General features: G+C 63.4%; 26 protein-coding genes and 2 pseudogenes. 15 read left to right on the plus strand and 13 right to left on the minus strand.

All coding sequences use genetic code 11. The annotated features are described in order from the left end of the window. Positions 1-597 precede the first annotated feature (597 nt). The 3 genes from FFI87_RS31075 to FFI87_RS31085 all read left to right on the plus strand — a co-directional run bounded on the left by FFI87_RS31075 (position 598) and on the right by FFI87_RS31085 (position 4,800). Positions 598-2,718: a polysaccharide deacetylase family protein gene (locus tag FFI87_RS31075; RefSeq protein WP_138850373.1), complete on the plus strand. Its 2,121-nt coding sequence runs from the start codon at positions 598-600 to the stop codon at positions 2,716-2,718. Between the two features lie 34 nt (positions 2,719-2,752). Beyond that, positions 2,753-3,985 carry a S53 family peptidase gene (locus tag FFI87_RS31080; protein ID WP_138850374.1) on the plus strand — a complete coding sequence of 411 codons (1,233 nt, stop codon included), beginning with the start codon at positions 2,753-2,755 and terminating at the stop codon, positions 3,983-3,985. A 515-nt stretch (positions 3,986-4,500) separates the two neighbouring features. Further along, on the plus strand, positions 4,501-4,800 hold the full coding sequence (locus FFI87_RS31085; RefSeq protein WP_012372420.1) for an H-NS family nucleoid-associated regulatory protein: 300 nt from the start codon (positions 4,501-4,503) through the stop codon (positions 4,798-4,800). A gap of 28 nt (positions 4,801-4,828) precedes the next feature. Here FFI87_RS31085 and FFI87_RS35405 read toward each other — a convergent pair whose 3' ends face one another. From FFI87_RS35405 to FFI87_RS31110, 4 genes are all read right to left on the minus strand, one after another. Continuing rightward, complete coding sequence (locus FFI87_RS35405) at positions 4,829-5,272, minus strand: hypothetical protein (protein ID WP_186381776.1); 444 nt, start codon at positions 5,270-5,272, stop codon at positions 4,829-4,831. A 41-nt stretch (positions 5,273-5,313) separates the two neighbouring features. Next, positions 5,314-5,769 carry a carboxymuconolactone decarboxylase family protein gene (locus FFI87_RS31100; protein ID WP_011661255.1) on the minus strand — a complete coding sequence of 152 codons (456 nt, stop codon included), beginning with the start codon at positions 5,767-5,769 and terminating at the stop codon, positions 5,314-5,316. 25 nt (positions 5,770-5,794) lie between these two features. Continuing rightward, a complete protein-coding gene (locus FFI87_RS31105; RefSeq protein ID WP_138850376.1) occupies positions 5,795-6,211 on the minus strand; it encodes a cupin domain-containing protein in 417 nt (138 codons plus the stop codon). A gap of 119 nt (positions 6,212-6,330) precedes the next feature. Beyond that, on the minus strand, positions 6,331-7,743 hold the full coding sequence (locus tag FFI87_RS31110) for a PLP-dependent aminotransferase family protein (RefSeq protein ID WP_138850859.1): 1,413 nt from the start codon (positions 7,741-7,743) through the stop codon (positions 6,331-6,333). A gap of 147 nt (positions 7,744-7,890) precedes the next feature. On the opposite strand from FFI87_RS31110, the gene FFI87_RS31115 reads away from it, so the two are divergent. The 4 genes from FFI87_RS31115 (at position 7,891) to FFI87_RS31130 (ending at position 10,383) form a co-directional block, all read left to right on the plus strand. Then, a complete protein-coding gene (locus FFI87_RS31115) occupies positions 7,891-8,547 on the plus strand; it encodes an HD domain-containing protein (RefSeq protein WP_138850377.1) in 657 nt (218 codons plus the stop codon). A 312-nt stretch (positions 8,548-8,859) separates the two neighbouring features. Further along, positions 8,860-9,300 (plus strand): Hsp20/alpha crystallin family protein, encoded by a 441-nt coding sequence (locus tag FFI87_RS31120; protein ID WP_006751146.1) that lies wholly within the window; start codon positions 8,860-8,862, stop codon positions 9,298-9,300. 15 nt (positions 9,301-9,315) lie between these two features. Then, the gene (locus FFI87_RS31125) at positions 9,316-9,723 is read left to right on the plus strand and encodes an Hsp20/alpha crystallin family protein (RefSeq protein WP_138850378.1); all 408 of its coding nucleotides are present in this window, start codon (positions 9,316-9,318) and stop codon (positions 9,721-9,723) included. A 96-nt stretch (positions 9,724-9,819) separates the two neighbouring features. Next, on the plus strand, positions 9,820-10,383 hold the full coding sequence (locus FFI87_RS31130) for an Hsp20/alpha crystallin family protein (RefSeq protein ID WP_138850379.1): 564 nt from the start codon (positions 9,820-9,822) through the stop codon (positions 10,381-10,383). A gap of 36 nt (positions 10,384-10,419) precedes the next feature. Here FFI87_RS31130 and FFI87_RS31135 read toward each other — a convergent pair whose 3' ends face one another. Further along, complete coding sequence (locus FFI87_RS31135) at positions 10,420-10,674, minus strand: hypothetical protein (RefSeq protein WP_012372428.1); 255 nt, start codon at positions 10,672-10,674, stop codon at positions 10,420-10,422. Positions 10,675-10,793: 119 nt separating this feature from the next. Here FFI87_RS31135 and FFI87_RS31140 point away from each other — a divergent pair, with 119 nt between their 5' ends. Continuing rightward, positions 10,794-11,846, plus strand: a complete 1,053-nt coding sequence (locus FFI87_RS31140; RefSeq protein WP_138850380.1) for an RNA-guided endonuclease InsQ/TnpB family protein — start codon at positions 10,794-10,796, stop codon at positions 11,844-11,846. Between the two features lie 122 nt (positions 11,847-11,968). On the opposite strand, the gene groL is transcribed toward FFI87_RS31140, so the two are convergent. From groL to FFI87_RS31155, 3 genes are all read right to left on the minus strand, one after another. Next, complete coding sequence (gene groL / locus FFI87_RS31145; RefSeq protein ID WP_138850381.1) at positions 11,969-13,591, minus strand: chaperonin GroEL; 1,623 nt, start codon at positions 13,589-13,591, stop codon at positions 11,969-11,971. Positions 13,592-13,668: 77 nt separating this feature from the next. After that, entirely contained in the window at positions 13,669-13,986 is a 318-nt protein-coding gene (gene groES, locus FFI87_RS31150; protein ID WP_006759515.1) for a co-chaperone GroES, read from the minus strand. Positions 13,987-14,157: 171 nt separating this feature from the next. Beyond that, positions 14,158-14,796, minus strand: coding sequence for a diguanylate cyclase (locus tag FFI87_RS31155; RefSeq protein ID WP_138850860.1), 639 nt, complete (start codon positions 14,794-14,796; stop codon positions 14,158-14,160). Positions 14,797-14,994: 198 nt separating this feature from the next. Here FFI87_RS31155 and FFI87_RS31160 point away from each other — a divergent pair, with 198 nt between their 5' ends. From FFI87_RS31160 to FFI87_RS31180, 5 genes are all read left to right on the plus strand, one after another. Next, the gene (locus FFI87_RS31160) at positions 14,995-15,201 is read left to right on the plus strand and encodes a hypothetical protein (RefSeq protein WP_050772575.1); all 207 of its coding nucleotides are present in this window, start codon (positions 14,995-14,997) and stop codon (positions 15,199-15,201) included. A 218-nt stretch (positions 15,202-15,419) separates the two neighbouring features. Then, complete coding sequence (locus FFI87_RS31165) at positions 15,420-15,656, plus strand: hypothetical protein (RefSeq protein ID WP_006751139.1); 237 nt, start codon at positions 15,420-15,422, stop codon at positions 15,654-15,656. A 139-nt stretch (positions 15,657-15,795) separates the two neighbouring features. Continuing rightward, on the plus strand, positions 15,796-16,038 hold the full coding sequence (locus FFI87_RS31170; protein WP_138850382.1) for a hypothetical protein: 243 nt from the start codon (positions 15,796-15,798) through the stop codon (positions 16,036-16,038). 213 nt (positions 16,039-16,251) lie between these two features. Then, positions 16,252-16,491: a hypothetical protein gene (locus FFI87_RS31175; RefSeq protein WP_011661267.1), complete on the plus strand. Its 240-nt coding sequence runs from the start codon at positions 16,252-16,254 to the stop codon at positions 16,489-16,491. Positions 16,492-16,553: 62 nt separating this feature from the next. Further along, positions 16,554-16,769 carry a hypothetical protein gene (locus FFI87_RS31180; protein ID WP_105831556.1) on the plus strand — a complete coding sequence of 72 codons (216 nt, stop codon included), beginning with the start codon at positions 16,554-16,556 and terminating at the stop codon, positions 16,767-16,769. A gap of 49 nt (positions 16,770-16,818) precedes the next feature. Here the strand turns inward: FFI87_RS31180 and FFI87_RS31185 are convergent, their stop codons facing one another. The 4 genes and pseudogenes from FFI87_RS31185 to FFI87_RS31200 all read right to left on the minus strand — a co-directional run. Further along, positions 16,819-17,130, minus strand: a complete 312-nt coding sequence (locus FFI87_RS31185) for a hypothetical protein (protein ID WP_138850383.1) — start codon at positions 17,128-17,130, stop codon at positions 16,819-16,821. 69 nt (positions 17,131-17,199) lie between these two features. Then, a complete protein-coding gene (locus tag FFI87_RS31190; RefSeq protein ID WP_138850384.1) occupies positions 17,200-17,436 on the minus strand; it encodes a hypothetical protein in 237 nt (78 codons plus the stop codon). A 571-nt stretch (positions 17,437-18,007) separates the two neighbouring features. Beyond that, positions 18,008-18,322 carry a hypothetical protein gene (locus tag FFI87_RS31195; protein ID WP_011661271.1) on the minus strand — a complete coding sequence of 105 codons (315 nt, stop codon included), beginning with the start codon at positions 18,320-18,322 and terminating at the stop codon, positions 18,008-18,010. 24 nt (positions 18,323-18,346) lie between these two features. Further along, a pseudogene (locus FFI87_RS31200) lies at positions 18,347-18,616 on the minus strand (winged helix-turn-helix transcriptional regulator); the annotation flags it as partial. Between FFI87_RS31200 and FFI87_RS34645 the strand changes: the two are divergent. Further along, positions 18,572-18,712, plus strand: a pseudogene (locus FFI87_RS34645) (SDR family oxidoreductase); the annotation flags it as partial. The pseudogenes FFI87_RS31200 and FFI87_RS34645 overlap by 45 nt on opposite strands. Positions 18,713-18,828: 116 nt before the next feature. On the opposite strand, the gene gcvA reads toward FFI87_RS34645, so the two are convergent. Next, positions 18,829-19,761 carry a transcriptional regulator GcvA gene (gene gcvA, locus FFI87_RS31210; protein ID WP_138850862.1) on the minus strand — a complete coding sequence of 311 codons (933 nt, stop codon included), beginning with the start codon at positions 19,759-19,761 and terminating at the stop codon, positions 18,829-18,831. 142 nt (positions 19,762-19,903) lie between these two features. Between gcvA and FFI87_RS31215 the strand changes: the two genes are divergently transcribed. Then, positions 19,904-21,115 carry an MFS transporter gene (locus FFI87_RS31215; RefSeq protein WP_138850385.1) on the plus strand — a complete coding sequence of 404 codons (1,212 nt, stop codon included), beginning with the start codon at positions 19,904-19,906 and terminating at the stop codon, positions 21,113-21,115.

The raw sequence follows: 21,115 nt of genomic DNA on the forward strand, positions 1-21,115 counted from the left end.
GCCGCTCGCGGGGCGCATCCCTGCCGCTGGCATGACGCAGTGTCGGGGCTTCCGAGGACCGGCGGCACCCGGCTGTTAGCACGGCGTTACACGTCAGAATCATTTTCCGTCGATGTCCTGGCCCCCCGGGCCGATGTCCGGCCCATGCCGGTAGCGACCGCGCGAGCCGCAGCGCGCGACGCGCGTCCGTGCGACGCCGCACCAACGGATCGCATCGTCCATCGCGACGCTTCCCACCGGCTTCGTTCCATTGCGCCATCCGGTACGCCGTATCGACGCTGTAACGTTTTTGGCGCGATTTTTCCCGTGCGCGGTGCTTGGCAAGGCCGCCCGCTGTCCCGGCAGCGCGGCGGCGAGACTGGCACGTTGCTAGCTTCACCGGTTGTGGTGGGAACGAGGGTCGCCGCGCATTCGTGATCGTCCGACGAATCGATGCGCATGCGCCGCCGGTGACGCGTCCGAACCGCGGCACGTTCGCTCGCCGCCAGCCGATGGCGCCACACGGCCCACACCGGCCGCACGCACACGATGTGCGGAACGCGCCGGCAGCAATGCGCTGGACATCGGCAGTCATCACACCTCCGCCGGGAGAGCATAATGTTGGCCAACTCAATTCGCACCCTACGAGCCTTTCTCATCGTCTTCACCGTTTGCGTGATGACGTTCGCGCCCGGACGGGCAAACGCCCTGTCGAACCAGTTGCTGTTGCTGCTGCCGGACAACTTCACGCTGCCCGACCCGCGTGTGTCCGCGTGGCTCGATTCCGCGTCGGAGGAAGGGCTGCAGATCTCGCTCATCAGCGACACGCAATTCAAGCAGGGCGGCACGTCGCTGCAGCAGTACCAGGGGCTCATCCTGCCGGACCAGGTGCATACGGTCGCCGACGATACCCTCGTGACCGCCATCCAGAACTATGCGCTCAACGGTGGCCGCGTGATGCTCGTCTATGATTTCGGCGTACTGAACGCGACGGGCTTCTATCCGCCCGGGCAATCGCGCTTCAGCTCGATGGCCGGCGTCAACTACGTGCTCTACGACACGCTCGGCGGCAGCATGATCGGCCTCGGCCCGGTGACAGGGATGGGCAGCACGCTGCGCGCGCTGCAGATTCCACCCGGAAAGTCCATGGCATGGTCCGGCTCGACGACCGCCGCAACGGCGTTGGCCGCCACCGCATCGACTGCTTCGACCGGCTCGACGACGGATCAGCAGCTCTTCCTGCAGCCCAGCCCGTCGAACGCGGGCGGGCTCGCCGGTTACAACCATCAGGCGTACTTCACGTACCAGATGAATAACGGGCGCATGACCGGCGTGCCGCTGAATCTCGGGCGCGTGTGGAAGGGTGGCAAGGTCAAATCCGGATCGTATTCGCCAACCTCGACGAAGCTGTCGGCGGTGAACGGCGCGACGTCGCTCGTGACTGCGTCGCCCGCCACGACGACGGACGTGCTCGAAGGAATTTCCGGCTACGTATACGGCTTCCTGACCTATCCGAGCTACGTCACGCAAGGTACGTATACCGGTACGACGCTGCTGACCTCGCCGAACTTCGGTCTCGTCGCCGGCTATCAGCCGTATGGAAACGGTGGCGTGATGTTCGTCAACCTGCCGCTCGCCTATCTCGACGGACAAACCGACAGCATGCCGATCCACGGCTTCCTGCGTTACTTCACGACGAACATCGTGCCGATGCCGCACCTGTCGCTGCAGCCGCGCGCCCAGGCCGGGATGGTGCTGAACTGGCACTTCTGTGCGGAGGACCAGATCCAGCCGGCGCAGTACCTGAAGAATTACGGTATCTGGAACAGCGGCCCGTATTCCATTGTGGTGACGGCCGGCCCGGACGACGTGACGATCGGCGACGGTCTCGGGATCAACCTGAAGAACAATACGCAGGCGAAGCAACTGATGTCGTTCCTGCTCAAGCGCGGGCACAAGATCGGCAGCCACGGCGGCTGGGCGCACGACTACTGGGGGGCGAACGCCAGCGAAACGAACGCGAGCACGTTCACGCAATATCTGGTGCTGAACCACAATGCGGTCCAGTCGGTCACCGGAAAGCCGGACGTCGAATGGGCAGCGCCGGAAGGCAACACGCCGACGTGGGTAGTGAACTGGCTCGAAGCGAACGGCTATTCCGGCTACTACTTCACCGGCCATACCGGCAATGCGCAAACGCGCGCGTATCGCAACGGGTCGCTGCTGAACCCGGGCGTCTGGGCGTTTCCGGTGATGCCGTTCGGCAAGTACGCGACGTTCGAAGAGTTCCAGGAATTCGCGGTGCCGACGGCAGACGTGCAGAACTGGTATCAGTCGCTGATGGATTTCGTCGTCGCGAACCGCACGAGCCGGCTGATCTACATGCACCCGCTCGGCGCGTCGTGGTATCCGAACGTCGTCACGACGTTTCTCAGCCATGCAGCGTCGCTCGCGGCGACCGGCCAGTTCAAGTGGTTCACGATGGATCAGCTCACGCAGTTCGACCGGCGCCGTCTGCTGGTGAACTGGACGGCGACCGATACAGGCACCGGCTGGACATTCAGCGCGACGCATCCGACGAGCCTGCAGGACATGACCTGGCTGTTGCCGAAGAGCACCTATCAGATGCCGAGCGTGCAAAGCGGCAGCGCGACGGTCGTGATCACCGATCCGAACGACTGGCTGGTCATCGCGGGCACGGGCAAGTCGCTGTCGTTCACGAGCGCGAAGACGCATTGATGCACGTCGGCTTGCTTGCCAACCGGGAAACACCATGAAACGAGCTTCGTTCATGCGTGCGCTGCGCACGCTCGTCTCGGCGAGCGTCGCGCTCACGTTCGGCGTGTCGTTCGCGCAGCACGCGCCGCGGGCGCCGCACGCGTTCGCGCGGCCGCCGCTCCACCTGCACGGGCCCGCGAAACGGAATCCGGTCGGCCTGTCGCCGCAGCGGATCCGCAGTTTCTACGGGTTCGATCAATTGCCGGCGCGCGGCTACGGCGGCGACGATCAGGTCATCGCGATCGTCGATGCGTACGACAACCCGAACGTCGAAGCGGACCTGCGATTGTTCAGCAGCACGTTCGGCCTGTCGCCGTGCGCGTCCCCGCGCTGCTTCACGAAGGTCTACGCGACTCCCGACAAGCGTCCGCCGCCGCCCGACGCGCTGTGGGCGCTCGAGAGCTCGCTCGACGTGCAGTGGGCGCACGCGATCGCACCGAATGCGCGGATCGTGCTGGTCGAAGCCGCATCGAGTTCGCTCGACGACCTGATGAGCGCGATCGCGCTCGCGACGACGCCGGCTCCCGTCGGCCCCGGCGCGAAGGTCGTGTCGATCAGCTGGGGCACCCCCGAATTCCTGGCCGAAACGCAATTCGATGGACAGTTCGCCAGCGCGAACGGCGTGTCGTTCGTCGCCGGGTCCGGTGATGGCGGCAATGGGATCGACTACCCGGCCGCGTCGCCGTATGTGCTGAGCGTCGGCGGTACGTCGATCGCGACCGATGCGAGCGGCGCCTATGCCGGCGAAACGGCGTGGGCGGGCAGCGGCGGCGGACAGAGCGCCATCGAGCCGGAGCCGACGTATCAGTCGAACCTCGGGATACCGTCGGATAGCCTCGGGCTGCGCGGCGTGCCCGACGTCGCCTATCACGCCGACCCGGCGTCCGGCTTCTCGGTCTACGATTCGTACGGCTATGCGGGGCAGAGCGGCTGGTTCGTCGTCGGCGGCACGAGCGCGGGCGCACCGCAATGGTCCGCGTTGATCGCGATCGCGAACAGCGTGCGCATCGCGCGCGGCAAGACGGCGTTGAACGCGGTGGGCGCGATCCACACCGTGCTGTACGGGCTCGCGTCGAGCGCCTCCGCGACGAACTTCCGCGACATTGTCAGCGGCTCGAACGGCGTGTGCGGCACGCTTTGCACAGCGACCACCGGATACGACTACGTCACCGGCCTCGGGCGCCCGATGGCCGCCGATCTGGTCCAGGCGCTGATCGCCGCACCTTGATGCGGACAGGCGCGACGAACGATCGCGCGAATAAGCGGCTTCTCGGCTTGGAGCAGTCATGGGGTATGTGCCCTGTCCAGGTACGAAATCTTGAAGCCCGCATTCCGGCAGCCGGCCGACCAGCCGGCGAGCCTGCCGCATTGTCAATTCAAGCCGTTGCGTTACACGTCACGGCTTGCGCCTGGCATCCGCCGTTGAATGACCTAGAACCGGTCCAATTCACGCGTCGTCATCGCAATTCGTTCCGTTGCAGTCGTCGCAATCTCCGGCCGTGGACACCCCGCGACCCTATCGCTTGCTCGGCGCGAAAGCGGATATTCCTATAAAACTACGACGCCGCTTCCGGTTTTCGGTTTGATTTATATAAAGACGATAGGGCATACTGCGGAAATCGATCGCTATCGATTGTCGTCAATGTCGCGAATATAATACCGACGGTGTAGTCGACGGCCTTTCGCGACGACACAAAGGGCTGTTGAGCCACTTCCCACATTTCAAGGAATCCTTTCATATCCATGGCTACCTACCTCGAACTCAAAGCACAGGCAGAAGCGCTGGCACAGAAAGCGGAAGCAGCGCGACTCGCCGAACTGGAAAGCCTTATCGCGACGATGCGTGAGCAGATTGCCGAATATGGCATCACGCCCGACCAGCTTTTCGGGCGACGTCGTGCCGCTTCGGCGGGCGCCACCCGCGCACCGGTCGCACCGAAGTATCGCGATCCGAAAACGGGCGCGACGTGGAGCGGGCGCGGCAAGCCGCCGCATTGGATTGCAGGCGCAAAGAACCGTGACCGGTTTTTGATCGAGCAGTGAAGGGAGTCGACGGTTGAGTCCGATGCCGTCAACGCTCCCCGATGGAAAATACCGGGCGACGTGCCGCGAGCGGACGATCTTTGCGGCCAGGGCGATGGGACACGGCGACGTATTTCCGGACGCCGAGTTGATCGTCGAGAATGGATGGGCCACCTTCACCCGGAATGCCGCTGAAGTGTGGAATTGCAGTGCGCGCTATGCCGCTGCGCACTTCGACATTCAGTCCGCCGAGGAAGCGCCGTAGATGAGCGAGCTTGTTCAGATTGCGCCGGGTATTGTGTTCTCCTCCGATGTGCTTGGCATCGCGTGGGCGCGCAAGTATCAGCCGGGTAGTGGGAATGCGGCGCGCAATGGAAACATGCCGTCCGCGGACCGCCCGGGCCCACCGGCACAGGAAAGCGAACACGACGCTCGCGCGAGCGCGTCGGGCCAATTGTCGTTGTTGTAGAGAGAGCGGCAGGATGACTGGCATCCTGCGACTGTCGGCTGTCGGCCTTCACATTGCCGCCAACATCACTGTTCCAGCACGGCCTGTGGCGTATTGCGGAAGCTGATAGCCATACGGTTGTAGGTGTTCATCAGGCTGACTGCAATCGTGAGGTCGACGATCTCGCGTTCATCGAATACGGCGCGCGCCGCCTCGTAGGCGTCGTCCGGTACGCCGGTCGCCGCGACCAGCGTGACCGACTCGGCCCATGCCAGCGCGGCACGCTCGCGTTCGTCAAATAGATTGCCGGCTTCCCGCCACGCCTGCACCAGCGCCAGCTTTTCAACCTTCACACCTTTCTTCAGCAGGTCGCGCGTATGCATGTCGAGGCAGTACGCGCAGTTATTGATCTGCGACACGCGAAGGTAGACGAGGTCGACGAGAACCGGCGACAGCCCGCTCTGCATGACATAACCATACACGCCACCGAGGGCCTTCACGCCCGCGGGCGCAATCTGGTTGTAATCGAGACGCTTGCTCATGACGTAACTCCTTGATGAAGGGGATTTACTTGACCGGGGTGGTGAGGACCGTGTCGTTGCTGTCCGCGACGAATACCGCGAGCAACCTGGCGGGCCGCGATTCGCTCGCATTGCGGCTCACGCGATGAACGGCGCCGGGCTCCTCGAAGAAGCTTTCTCCGGCGTGATAGACGCGCTTCGGGCCGTCGTTCACCTGAGACTCGATGTCGCCCGACACGACGTACGCATAGATGAAAGCCGAGCCTGCATGCCGGTGAGCCGGCGACGCCGCGCCCGGTGCGTAGTCGACGACGACGGCGGTCAGCGACTTGCCGGGAATGTTGGGAATCGCATGCTGGAAGTTCGGCGTGACGGTTTCACCGGCGCCGTGTGCCGCGGCCGGGACCGCGATGCACAAGGCGATGCTGGCGCAGGCGGCAGCTGCAATGGATTGAAGGTTCATGGTCGTCTGGCTCGTTGATGTTCGCCCATTGTCGTGTTGGAAGCGGACACCGGAAAGCACCAGGAATGAACATTTTCGTTGTACCAAGACGCGATGGCGGCGCCGCGCTTGCCGGCCTGTCAGGAGCTCGCGCGAACGAGCTCCAGCAGGCGGGAACAGTCGGTGGCGAGCGTGCGCTCGGTCAGGTTCGTCACGCCGAGCAGCAAGCCCTGTTGCCGCGGCGTGCCCGTGTACCATGGCGAAAGGGGGACCGGAGCCAGCCCGAACGCGCGTGCCCGCAACGCGATATCGACATCCGACACCTGCGCGGGCAGCGTCGTCACGACGGCCATGCCGGCAGTGGCCCGGATCTGGATCGCGTTCGAGTCCAGTTCATTCAGACAACGAAGCAGGGTCTCCCGATGCGATGCGTAGAGACGTTTCATACGACGTAAATGGCGCAGATAGTGCCCGTCGTGCATGAACTCGGTGACGGCATGCTGGATGCACGCCGCCGGCGCGGGCGCGAGGCACGCCGCGATATCGGCGAAGCGGCGCGTCATGTGCGGCGGCACCACGAGAAAGCCGAGACGCAGCGCCGGGCTGATCGTCTTGCTGAAACTGCCGACGTGCAGAACCCGTCCCTCCTGATCGATCGACGCAAGCGCGGGCGCTGCCCGACCGGTCAGCTGCAGCTCGCTCAGGTAGTCGTCTTCGATGATCCGCGCATCGTTCTGTCGGGCCCAGGCGAGCAGTGCAATCCGCCGAGGGAGCGACATCGTCATCCCGAGCGGCGCCTGCTGGCCGGGCGTGACCACGGCAAGCGCCGCTTCCTTCGCCTGCCGGATGCCTGCATCCACATCGAGGCCGTCGGCGTCCACCGGCACGGCCGTCACGGTCATGCCAGCCAGCCCGAGCGCGGTACGCGTGAGCGGAAAGCCGGGGTCTTCGATCCACGCTTGCCGGCCTTCCATTCCGAGCCCGCGAATCGCGAGGCTCAGTGCGCCTGAGAAACCGGCCGTGACGAACACCTGCGACGGACTGCAACGAAGACCGCGGGCGACACCCAGATAGGCGGCGATTTCCCTGCGCAAGTCCGGTTCGCCGCGCGGATCGGGGTAGCCGACCGGCGCTGCGGAGGCCCGGCGCGCCGCACGCGCGAGGATGCGCGACCACAGCTTGAACGGAAACGCGTCCTGTGACGGCACGCCCATTTGAAACGCGCGAGGCGCCGCGCCGAACGCGTCGAACAGATCCGGCAGGGGCGGCGCTTCCGGCGACCAGGCGGCCGCGATCGGCACGGCGGGACGCTCCGCGACCCGCGTGCCGGCCGCCCCGAGACCGATCGCGAATTGCTCGTCGATCAGACGCTCGTAAGCGGCGCGTACGGTGCCCCGCGATACGCCGAGCTGGGCGGCCAGATCCGACCAGGAAGGCAGCCGCGCGCCCGAAGCAAGCTTGCCGGACTCGATCGCGTCGCGGATCGCGCTGTAGATCTGCGCGGACAGCGACGTGCGTCTGGAGTGATCCAGGCCAATGGAGAGCGTCGTCATGTGTCGATGGTGCATGCGAATGTGTCGATCTTGGGACTGTTTCATGCCCCGAGAGAAGCGTAGCTTTTCTCCGTGGACGCAGCCATTCGGTCCCCGCCCGAATCCTACGCGATGGGGCACGCGAGCCACACGAAATCGGGCGAACAGATGAAGGAAGATACCGTGCAGACGAATGAATCGATCAACGCCGTGATCCCGGACAGCCAGCTGGCGCGCGAGGTCACGCAACTCGTTCGCGATACCGAGGGCGATTTGCTGTTCAACCACTCGACTCGCGTCTACCTGTGGGGTGCGCTGCTCGGCGCCCGAAACAACATCGCCTTCGATCGCGAGTTGCTCTACGTTGCGTCCATGTTTCATGACATCGGGTTGACGTCGCTCTATCACGAAAGCCAGCTTCGCTTCGAAGTGGACGGCGCCAATGCGGCGCGCGATTTCCTGCGAAGCCATCGCATCGGCGAGGCAGACATCGAGAAGGTGTGGACCGCTGTGGCTCTCCACACGACGCCTGGCATTCCGGAGCACATGCATGGAGAAATCGCGCTGGTACAGGCGGGCGCGGGGATGGACGTGGCAGGGCGCGGCTTCGAGCAGTTCACCGACGAACAACGCGCCGCGGTGGTCGACGCCTATCCGCGCGGCGCCGACTTTGCCAACAAGATGATCGATGCGTTCTACGACGGCATGAAGCATCGCCCGGGCACGACGTTCGGCACCTTCAACGATGACTTCCTCGCGCACAAGGATCCGGGATTCGTCCGAGTCGATCTGTGCAGCGTCATGTTGAATTCGAGCTGGGGCTGAGGTGGCTTCGCTTTGCGTACGGACTCATCGGTGCGACCGAGCGCCCGCTGAGATCTGGCCCGGATAATGGTCGGAAGAAAGTGTGTCGGGCCCGACGCGCACGGGCGCCGGCGCAAAAATGCGGGCAAAAAAACGGCCCACCATCCCCTTGAAATTTTCCGCAGAATACCTATCTTAAGTTTCGCTCAGGCAGACGCGCGGGCCGCTTCACTCCGCGCGCTGCGTGTTTCGATTTGTTTGCCAGCAGTGCGGCAGGCGAACTGGAGCGCGTAGGCCCGTTCGCCTCCATGCTGCATCGAGGAGGATGTGATCATGAGCGATCTCTACTTCGGAACTGACCTCTTCAGCGAGTTCGACCGCCTGCAGCAGCAGATGGCGCAACTCTTCGGCGGTTTCCCGTCCAGCATCCGCGCAAGCCGTTTCGGCACGTTTCCGCAGGTCAATATCGGCGCGACAGACGATTCGATCGAGATCGTCGCGTTCGCGCCTGGCGTCGAGGCCGGCGCGTTCGACGTCTCGATCGACAAGGGGCTGCTGACCATCAGCGGCGAGCGCAAATCGTCCCAGCCCGACACGGACAGCGAGCGGCGCACCTATGCGCAGGAGCGCTTTAGCGGGATGTTCCGCCGCGTCATCGAGCTGCCCGAAACAGCTGATCCCGACAAGGTTCAGGCGCGCTACGAAAACGGCTGCCTGTCGATCAGCATCGGCAAGCGCGAATCGTCCAAGCCGCGCGCCATCACCGTCCAGTAATACGAGGAGCCGATCATGAAAGACACTACCCAGCTGGCGGAACGGGATTCGTCTGCCGTCGCCCGCCGCGGCACCGAACAGCCCGCGCGCCGCGTGACACTCGTGCCGGCCGTCGACGTCTACGAGGACAGCCAGGGCGTCACGCTGTGGGCCGATTTGCCCGGCGTCACGAGGGACAAGCTCGACGTCAAGGTTCACGACAGCAGCCTGCTGATCGAGGCTGAGGCAATGGTGCCGACGCCGCAAAACCTGCGGGTGCAGCATGCCGAGGTCCGTGAGCCGCATTTCGCTCGCACGTTCACGCTGTCGGCGGACTTCGACACGTCCAGGATCGAGGCGAGCCTCCAGGATGGCGTGCTGAAGCTGACGATCCCGCGCCGCGACGAAGCGCGTCCACGACGCATCGAAATCAAGACGAGCTGATGCGTCGGCTGCCGCGGTGCAGCACGGGGTGCCTCGCTCGGTACCCGCTGCGCTGCCCGCGGCTCAAACCAGATTGAAGCTGAATCGGAGCACGCCATGAACACCGATCCGAAAAAGTGGAACCCCTTCAAGTTTCTTCGCGGCGCTGCCCGCAAGTCCGATGCGGAAGGCCCGGAAAACGCGTCGGCCAGCGAGCAATGGCGCGCGTCGTGGCCCGACATTTCACGCCTGTTCTCGCGCGAATCATGGGGTGCGATGGAGGACTTCTTTCATGACCCGTTTGCCGGCCGTGGCGCGCTCGAGCGCTGGTTCGGCGACTTCAGTTCATCGCGTTTCCAGCCGCGCATCGACGTCGTGGATGAAGGGCCGGTGCTGCGCGTGACCGCCGAACTGCCCGGCATGGAGCGCGACGATCTGAAGGTGAGCGTCGAGGATGGGGCAATCGTGCTGCGCGGCGAGAAAAAGCAGGACGTGCACAGCGAGGAAAACGGCTGCTACCGGCTGGAGCGCGCGCACGGAAGCTTCATGCGTACGATCCCGATGCCGGAAAACGCCGACCCCGAGCACACGTTGGCAAAGTTCGACAACGGCGTCCTTACGTTGACCGTGCCGAAATCGGAGCCGGCCAAATTCACGAGCCGCACGATCGATATCGGCTGATGTAACGCACCGCGCGTCGGAACCGACGCGCCCGGTTCACTCGTCCGCCATCAGATGACGAATCACGAGTGCCGGATCGGCGATATCCAGAATCAGTCGGCGCAGGATGCGCCGGCGCATGTGTTCCTCGTCGAGTATCCAGGGCGCGCCCTTCTCGCTGAGATAACGGGTGATCGCGTCCTGGTGATCGGCATTTGCGGGCAGATCCAGGCGGACCGCCAGCAGTCCAGCCACGACGTCGTCGATATCGACGTCCAGCGGTTTCGAATCGATGTTCAGCTTCAGTTTCATCAGAATTGGCTCCGAGAAACCCCGCCATTTCCCCCAAGGGGACTTCCTTCGGGGCGGATGGCGGGAAGGAAAGGCGTGCTGTTGACAGGCAGCTTCTTGCACGGGTTAGGATCACCGGCATGATCCTTGTCTACCGCTACCGCGTGAAGTCGCTCAACGGACTGCTCAACAAGCAGAGCCGTGCGGTGAACTACGTCTGGAACTTCTGCAACGACACGCAGAAGCACGCGCTCAAGTGGAGCAAGAAGTGGCCGACGGGATTCGATCTGAACGTGCTGACGACGGGGAGCAGCAAGGCGCTCGGCATCCACTCCGGCACGATCAACGCGACGTGCGAGCAATATGCGAAGTCGCGCAGTCAGCACCGTCGGCCCTACCTGCGCTATCGCGGCAGGAAATCGCTGGGCTGGGTGCCGCTGAAGGGGCGTGACCTGAAGCGCGAGGGTGACGCGTTCCGTTTCGCCGGCAACACCTTCCGCGTGTTCAACAGCCGGGCGCTTCCCGAAGGCAAGATCAAGGATGGGACCAACTTTGCGCAGGATGCGCGTGGCAACTGGTTTCTCAACATCGTGATCGAGATGCCCGATGTTCAGGTCCGCCCGATCCGTTCCGGTGTCGGCATCGATCTCGGCCTGAAAGACTTCGCCACACTTTCGACCGGCGAGAAGCTGCCCAATGACCAGTTCGGTCGACGCGCGACGGAAAAGCTGGCGAAAGCGCAACGGGCGCGAAAGCACAAGCGGCATATCGCGAAGCTGCACGCCAAGGTCGCGAATGCCCGTGCCGATTTCCAGCATAAGCTCGCGCTCGATCTGGTGCGGCGTTTCGATTACCTCGCGGTCGGCAACGTGTCGGCCGCGAAGCTCGCCAGAACCAGGATGGCGAAGAGCGTCTACGACGCATCCTGGTCGTCCTTCCGAAACAAGCTCCGTTACAAAGCGATCGCGCACGGGGCCACGTTCGAGGAAGTGGACGAAAGCGGTTCTACCCAGTCCTGTTCGGCGTGCGGGTCGAAAGACAGCACGACGCGGCCGAAAGGTATCGCGGGACTGCGAATGAGAGAGTGGGCCTGCGATGGCTGTGGTGTCGTGCATGATCGTGATATCAACGCTGCGCTGAACATTCTCCGATGCGGACGTGCATCGCCAGGTGTGGGAATCCTCCGCCTTTAGGCGGGTGAGGACGTCAAGGCCGCTCCACAACAAAAAGCGGCGCCGCATGACGGGAACGACTTGCGGCGCCGAACGCATTGCGCCGGCCGCGACTGTTAGCCGGCGCGTGCAAGACCCGCAGGTCAGTACTCGAGCTCCGGCGCGGGTGCCTGCGCAGGCTTTTCGTCCTTCGGCGCATCGGCAACCGTTGCATCGGTCGTCAGAATCAGCCCGGCAATCGATGCGGCGTTCTGCAGTGCCGTACGCGTGACCTTGGTCGGATCGACGACGCCGGCCTCGACCAGATCGCCATACTCGCCGGTGGCCGCGTTGTAGCCGAAGTTGCCCTTGCCTTCGAGCACCTTCGCGATGACGACGGAAGGCTCGTCCCCGGCATTCGACGCGATCACGCGCAGCGGTGCCTCGAGCGCGCGCAGCACGATCTGGATGCCGGCGTCCTGATCGCTGTTGGCGCCTTTCAGGCTCGTCGCCGTCGAACGCGCGCGCAGGAGCGCTACGCCACCACCCGGCACGATGCCTTCCTCGACCGCCGCGCGCGTGGCGTGCAGCGCATCGTCGACGCGGTCCTTTTTCTCCTTCATCTCGACTTCGGTGGCAGCGCCTACCTTGATGACGGCCACACCGCCGGCGAGCTTCGCCACGCGTTCCTGCAGCTTCTCGCGATCGTAGTCGCTCGTGGTTTCCTCGATCTGCGTACGGATCGACTTCACGCGCGCCTCGATGCGCTCCTGGTCGCCCGCGCCGTCGATGATGATCGTGTCTTCCTTGCGGACCTCGACGCGTTTCGCGCTGCCGAGATCCTCGAGCGACGCCTTCTGCAGTTGCTTGCCGGTTTCTTCCGAGATGACGGTCGCGCCGGTGAGGATCGCGATGTCCTCCAGCATGGCCTTGCGCCGGTCGCCGAAACCGGGCGCCTTGACGGCCGCGACCTTCAGGATGCCCCGCATCGCGTTGACCACGAGCGTGGCCAGCGCTTCGCCGTCGATATCTTCCGCGACGATCAGCAGCGGCTTGCCTGCCTTCGAGGTGGCCTCGAGAACCGGCAGCAGATCCCGGATATTCGAGATCTTTTTGTCGTGCAACAGGATCAGCGCGTCGTCCAGATACGCGGCCTGCTTCTCCGGATCGTTGATGAAGTAGGGGCTGACGTAGCCGCGGTCGAACTGCATCCCTTCGACCACATCCAGCTCGTTCTCGAGCGACTTGCCGTCCTCGACCGTGATGACGCCTTCCTTACCGACCTTCTCCATCGCGTCGGCGATGATCTTGCCGATCGCCTCGTCGGCGTTTGCCGAGATCGAACCCACCTGCGCGATCTCGCGGTTCGTGGAAATCGGCTTCGACAGTTTGCGCAGCTCGTCGAGCACGGCGGCCACGGCCTTGTCGATGCCGCGCTTGAGGTCCATCGGATTCATGCCGGCGGCGACGTGCTTCATGCCTTCCTGCACGATCGCCTGCGCGAGCACGGTGGCCGTGGTCGTGCCGTCGCCGGCCACATCGGCCGTCTTCGAGGCGACCTGCTTGACGATCTGCGCGCCCATGTTGTCGAAGCGATCCTTCAGCTCGATTTCCTTCGCGACCGACACGCCGTCCTTCGTGATGGTGGGGGCGCCGAAGCTGCGCTCGATCACCACGTTGCGGCCTTTCGGCCCGAGCGTCACCTTCACGGCATCGGCGAGCACGTTCACGCCCTTGACGATGCTGGCGCGGGCGCTGTCATGGAATTTGACGTCTTTTGCACTCATGTTGTTGCTCCGGATGGTAGTCGTTGACTCAACGCGGCGCGAACGGCCCGTCGGGCGTTCGCGACCGGCTCAGGATGTCAGGCGGCCTTGCGGGACGCGCCGGTATCGGACTCGAGGACGCCCATCACGTCTTCCTCGCGCATGACGAGGAGTTCGTCGCCATCGACCTTGACGGTCTGGCCTGCGTATTTGCCGAAGAGAACCTGGTCACCGACTTTCACCTGGAGCGCGCGCAGCGTTCCATCCTGCAGCAGCCGGCCGCTGCCGACCGCGACGACTTCACCCTGCTCGGGCTTTTCCGCGGCCGAGTCGGGAATCACGATGCCCGAGGCCGTCGTCCGCTGCGTCTCGATTCGCTTGACGATAACCCGGTCGTAGAGGGGACGAATCTGCATTCTCATCTCCTGAGCGATTGAAGGTTCACGAAAAAGGAATCCGGTTGCCGGGCGTCCTCACACCTAAGAGTCGCCGCCGGGCAGCCGCACCACTGTCTGGCGGATAGCGAAATAGAGGCGCCCGTCGCGCCCTTCAAGAGGCGTCAAAACGCCTCTTTGTAACCAATTGTTTCAGCGTGGCAGCAGGATGCGATGGACCGTACCGAGGCGGTAAACCGTGCGGCCGCGCCCATTCGCGCGACGCGGCACAGGCGGCACAGGACACGGTGGCTCGCGTCCGCCATCGGCGTCGAGCGTGTCGTCCGGCTCGTCGAGCGTGCGCCACACGCCTCCCTTGACGGGCCGGAACAGCCAGCGCACGTAGCCTCGGCGTGCGGCAAGCTGCATCAGCTCGTCGCGATCGGTTTCGTCAACGAGAAGCTGCGAGGGGTCGGCCGCGTTCTCGCCATAGTCGCCGAACGCCTGACGGCACGCGAGCGCCTCGGCAGCGCTCGCGCCGATCACGTTGCAGCCGCGCCGCTCGACGCGCTCCACGTCCCATGCGCCGGATTGCCACGCGGCATCGAGCAGCATGGCTTCCACGTGCTCGAAGCTATGCCAGGGTGCATCGATCTGGAAAGCCGAGCCCGGAACCGGCCGCGGCGGAATCTCGACGCCGGGCAGCACGAGCGGTGTCGCGCGCCGGAATCCATGCCAGTGGAGTATCGCGAAGAGCGGGGTATTGACCTGTGCGGCCGCCGTGACCGTGACGGCAAAGAGCGGCATGCGCACGCTGTCCATCTGTTCCCGAAGCATATCGAAAAGGACCATGAAGCCTCCCGGATGACATGTTGCAGGGCCTCTTGAAATTTCCGTTGCTTGCGCTATTTTATGCATCGCTCAGGCAGTCGCGATAAGCGCTGCGTGTTTCGATTTGTTTGTCGGCGGAGCTTTTCCACGGACGGGCGAACTGGAGCGCGTGGTCCGGTTCGTTCTTCGTGAGAGGCCTCCGGTTTCAAGGAGCCAGTCATGAGCGATCTTTTCTTCAGCACGAATCTGCTGGGCGAATTCGACCGCCTGCACCGGCAGATGACCAGCGTCCTTGCTGGCTTTCCCGCATGCCTGCGCGCGATGCGCAACGAAGTCTTTTCTCCACATCGGCCGCACCGACGACAGCGTCGAGATCACCGCGATCGCTGGCGGCGCTCGACCGGCAGCGACCGATGGATCGCTTGAGCAGGGGTGCTGACGATCAGCGACGTGTGCAAACCGCCAACGCGCGCGACCCGGCACCATCGGCGCAGGCTGTCTCGACGACAACGGCTCGCCGGCGCGCTTCCTCGCGCGAGTACGCCGCGGCGCATGGCGGTGGCGCCGTTCCATACGGCCTGCACGACGCGTCGCTTTTCTGCACCGTGCCCCTGCATTGGGACGATGTCTTATGGGAGACCAAAATGCTCAGCCCGCACGAATTTGCGACCTTGATGCTGGTTCGCCAGGCGCCGGACCAGATCGATATGAATCGCGCCGAGCTCGACGCACTGTTGGAGCGCCAACTGGTGATGCTCGAACATTGCGCCGCAGGCGCACGCCGCGCATACCTGACCGAGAAGGGCAAAACGTTCCTCGATGCGCTGCACCCGAGCGATACACCACGCCGCAGCCGGCAGACCGCTGACAACGGCGGATGATGAAGCAGGGAGGCGGCTACTGGACGCGCTGAGTGATTGACTGCGCGATCTCAACGACAAGCTTTTCATCGTGCGTCGGGCTTGCGGCAGCCGACATCGTGTGGCCCGCGCCCAGGCGATGCAATGCAGGAGGTGTCGTATGCAAACGGACAACGTCATCGAGTATCACGGCTGCGAGGTCCGGCCGGTGGTAACCGCCACCGGCGGTGGCCGCTACGCAGCATCGGCCATCGTCACCGACCGCGCCGGCGAAACACGCACGCTCGGCGTCGATGGGGACTTCGCCGATGCGCAGGAGGCGCGCAATGAAGCACTGGAACTCGCCGTCGCATGGATCCAGCAGCGCTCGGTCGTGTCGGACCGGTATGTCAGACGTACCTAGCGTGCCGGTTGGAAACGGGGCTCGCGAGACATTCCATGCATGAACGTGCGCACGAACCACGATATCGAGCCGATGCAGTCGCGCATATAAGCCGAATGTGCTCACCGGGTACGAATCGCCGATGAAACGACCGGAAAGGAGGGGTTTATAGGCGAATACGACTGGATGTTGACGAGCATACTTGAGATCCCAATGACTAAACCGGGCTCGTCCATGGTGACCCTGAATATGCAAGCGATTGCGTGCGGCAAGACGATTCACGTTGTGCTGATGGCTGATGCCGGGAGTGCCAACGTTTTCGTGATGGACAACGAGAACGGCTCCCGTCAATCGCAGAGCATGAAGGTTCGCCAATACCTCGACGCGGGCATGACCGACGCGAGTGTCGCCCGCCATGTGATCAGTGTTGTCGTGGCGGCGATCGAACGTCGTGGTCACCGATGGGCACACTGAACTTCTGCTTGCTCGTTGAGGTTGATCACGGCTCACGGCAACCGGCCACGGAGGGGTGGCAAATGCTCATCAATTCGACGCGGTTCCGAATCGATCCGACGCCGCGCAGGGCTGACGGAGAATTCATCGCGCACGTGAGGATCATCACGATTCTGGAGGACGGCGACGAGAGAGAAGTGCACGTCAGCGGCGACCTGGCCGGCTTCGATGTGCGTGATGACGCAGTTGCGTATGCGACGAAGTGGGCGGAGGAATGGCTGGCCGCTCAATTTGGCTGAACTTGAGGAACGGTAACGCCGCTTCTGCGGCCATCGCGGCGCGCTACATTCACGGCCGCTTCATCTCCTCGCTTTCCATCACTGCCTGTCGCTCTTCGCTTGCGGAAACGGATTCCATCGCTTCGTCGACCGAAGCCAATGCATACTCGCAGGCCAATTTCGTTTCTTCGATGTCGGCCTCCGGCTCTTCGTCGTCGTTCGGAGGCGGATCGAGCATGTCCCGAAGCATCGTCGCCAGCTCCCGCGTGTCCCATGGTTCGCCTTTTTGACTTTTCCGCTTGATGTAATGACGAATTTCCGCGTCTTGTTCGAGTGTGAGCGGCAGGTGCCGAAACGTGCTGTTCGGGTTGGCGTCAATCATGATGTTGCTCCCGGGTCATGCAGGGTGAATGCCGCGACTATCGAGGGCCCGCACGCGTGCGGCAAACTTCTATTTGTGGAAGCTCGCATCCTGGATTCGCTGGAGGCGAGCAAAAAGCTCATCCATCTGCAGTTCGAGCACCTTGTTGCGCTCGAATCGCAAGCGGAGCTTGTTGAGCTTGACTCGCCAGTACGCGGGATCATTGACGGACGATCGGTTGACGAACGCATGTTGCGTCTTCTCAAGCAATCCGATCGATCGCCTGATATTGGCCAGCTCGTGCTCCACATCGCAGTACCAGCTCATGATTGCCACCTTCCATTCGGGATTTGAAATTATTGTTCGCTGAGCTGCGAAAACTCGTCACGAACTGATGGCGCTCGTGGCGACGAACCGTGAGGATGAGCCCGTTCTTTCCGGATCGCCAACACGTGGCGGGGTGACGCGAAAGGGGCAACGACACGTGCGAGAGAGGGGCGGGGGCGGGGTGAGCAGTCAAGCCGCTTACGTGCACTCGGGCAAATTCATCATACGCGCATCCAACCTCGCGCGCGGGTCTTATTTTTTGTCGATGTGAAGCTGCGTTCGGCGAGAAATTGGGCTCGACGGGTATCGAGACGAGGCGTGACGTGCTTGAGTGGAATCGGAGTGCGTGACTGTCGGCGCGTTCGTGTCGATCATTGCGATCGTGGCGGCCACATGGTGCTGCGCGCGCTCGCTGTTGGGGGCAAGCGTGTCATACCGCATGGCGCAGTTCGATTCAGCCCGACGCGCGGTTCCGATTCGACGCATGTGTATCCGAAAGCGTGCGCTGGATATCCGGACCCGGCTCCGGACCAGCAGCAACGCTCCCGTCGGCTTCCGTTTCGACCATCTTTTACGCGTCTTTCAGCCAGGGCATTTCCACGGGTGACACGACCAGTTGCCGGAATTCGCGTTTCAGATCGAAGATGAATCCGACCAGGATCATGGAGTCCGCGTAAGGAATCGGAAAGACATGCGGATTTTCCGGAGTACGGAGGGGGCGCTCGGGTGTGTCCGCTGTCGCCGCGGCGTTCTCGCGAACGCTTTCCAGTTCGTCGGCCATGGCCGGGCCACTGACTTTCAGCACACGGCTACGCAGGTCGCTAAAGGGCTCGATGCGCGCGGCGTCTTCGTGGTATTCGGGCACTTCGTAAATGAACCAGGACATTTTCGTCTCCCATGAGAAGGGGCGCTATTCTAACGCTGCGCGAGGAGCCACCGAAAATCGGTCGTCAGTGTTCTCGTCCGGAGCGGGCGTCGCAACCATGGTTTCGCGTTTTTCCGCCCATTTCAGCATCGCGTCCAAAGCAGGACACAAAGCCTGCCCCCAATCCGTTAGACGGTACTCGACTTTCGGCGGCACTTGCGGATACAGCTTTCGCGACACGATTCCATCGGATTCCAGTTGCCGGAGTTGTTGGGCCAGCATCTTCTGGGAAATCCCGGGGATCAATTTTTCGAGGTGGCGAACCTCATTGCATTCCTGGCTTCCCCGCGCGCAGCAACGATCACCGGAACGGAGTATGTGATTGATGGGGGCACGATTCCTACTGCATAGGCATTCGGAAATATGAAGCGGCAAGGTGGAATCGCGTCGCGCGGCCTCTTGCGCGCGTGCGCCAGCGCAAACGGGCGCGCCGACGGAAGGTGTGCCGCCTGCCCTGATCTGCGAGCCTATCCAGCCTGTTGGCTCGCCATGCCTTCCATCCATTGCTCGAACGCGGACACCGCGGCATCGTCGGCCCGATCGGCGTTCGTCACCAGCGTGTAGTCGTCGGCGCGCCATACAGGCGATGCGATGGGGCACACGAGGCGTCCTTCGGCGAGATCGCGCCCGATCAGCGGCAGCGACGCCAGCGCCACGCCCAGCCCCTCGATGGCCGCACCCAGTTGAAGATTCACATGATCGAATTCGACATGACGCGCTGCGCGCAGATCGGCAGCGCCCGCTTCCCGCAACCAGTGCGACCAGGCGGAGCGCGTCGTGGCCGAATGCAGCAGCGTGTGATGGCGCAGGTCGGCCACGCTCTGTATCGGACGCTGGCGCAGCAACGCGGGGTTGCAGGCCGGCACGCGCAGGTCGGGCATCAACGGTCGCGATACGACGCCCGCACCCTGTTCCGGACCGGAGCGTACACCGATATCGAAAGCGTCGGCGACATAGCGCAGCTTGCGCGATGTCGTCGACACCCTGACGTCGATGTCGGGATACCGCGAATGGAAATCGGCAAGCCGTGGCAGCAGCCAGCAAAACGCGAAGCTCATCGGCACATTCACCCTCACGACGCCCGATATCCGGTGCGTGAGGGTATTGTGGCGCAGCCGCACCACCGCGGTACCGAGGTGTTCGAACGCGTGGCTGACGTCGTTCAGCAATACGGCCCCTTCGTCGGTCAGCACGACGCCGCGCGGACGACGATCGAACAACGGCAGGCCGAACCAGTCCTCCAGCAGCCGGATCTGTTTTCCGACGGCCCAATGGGTGACATGCAGTTCCGCCGCCGCGCCCGCGAAGCTGCCGTGTCGCGCGACCGCATCGAAAGCGCGCAGCGCATTGAGCGGCGGCAACTCGTCCCGATTCTTCGCAGCACCTCGGCTTTCGCTCATGACGTACGTGACTTTTTCTCTCCGTTGACGCGATTTTAGCTCAATTGAAATGGCTGATACCTCGGCCATAAAATTGACGCGTCGAGCCTGAAGAACACACCACGAGCGGCTCCTATCAGCCACTCGTACAGAGAGAATGTCGATGCGCTTGCCGGTTTTTTCTCCTCCCGTCACGCGGGACGCTGTGCCATCACGACCGCGCGTGCTATGGCTATCCTGCATTGCACACGCAATCCACGACGGCTATACGGACATGATCTATGCGCTGCTGCCCGTCTGGCAGTCCGAGTTCGGACTCGACTTCGCGGCCCTGGCTATCCTGCGCGGCCTCTATGCCGGCACGATGGCGGCGCTGCAGTTGCCGGCAGGACGTCTCGCGCAACGCCTCGGCAGTCGCGCCGTCCTCGCGATCGGCACGCTGCTCGCCGCACTGGGCTATGCAATCGCCGGCATGTCGGGTGGCCTGCTCGGTTTGTGCGTGGCGCTGGCGATATCGGGCGGTGGATCCAGCACGCAACATCCGATCGCATCGGGCGCCATCTCCCGCACCTATGGGCGTGACGCGAGAGGCCCGCTGAGCCTCTACAACTTTTCCGGCGATCTGGGGAAATCCGCGCTACCTGCAGCCATTTCGCTGCTCGTGACCATGATGCCGTGGCGGCACGCGCTATGGGTCGTCGCCGGATTGGGCTGCGTCGCTGCAGCCGGCATCGCGGTCTGGTTTCCCGCCGTGCCACGTGGCGCGGGAAGGACGGCGGCAAAAGAGCAAGCGTCCGCTCAACGCGGGGGCACCGAGGGGCGCGGATTCTCCGCGCTGTTTTCCATTGGCGTGCTCGATACGGCCGTACGCATGGGACTGCTTACCTTTCTACCTTTCCTGCTCAACGCAAAAGGCATCTCGCCTCAACTGCTGGGAACGGCCCTTGCGCTTGTTTTCATTGGCGGGGCGGCCGGCAAATTCTTTTGTGGCTGGCTTGGCGCGCGTATGGGTGTGGTGAGTACGGTGCTACTCACGGAAGGCGGTACAGCCGCGTGCATTATCGGCGTGATGTATCTGCCGTTGGCGCTTACCATGGTGCTGCTGCCGATTCTGGGCATGATGCTCAACGGCACGTCGTCCGTGCTGTACGGAACCGTTCCGGAGATGTCCCCGCCCGAGCGCACGGAGCGCGCATTCGCGATTTTCTACACGGGAACGATCGCATCGGGCGCGATATCGCCTGTCCTTTATGGTTTCCTCGGCGACAGGATCGGCGTGCAGGCCGCCACGTATGCCACCGCGTTCACCGCTCTGGCAATTTTTCCGCTCGCGCTCGCACTGCGCCCGCATCTCGGAGATCACTCGACAGGATGA

Source organism: Burkholderia sp. KBS0801, from assembly GCF_005937855.2.
Lineage (GTDB): Bacteria > Pseudomonadota > Gammaproteobacteria > Burkholderiales > Burkholderiaceae > Burkholderia > Burkholderia ambifaria.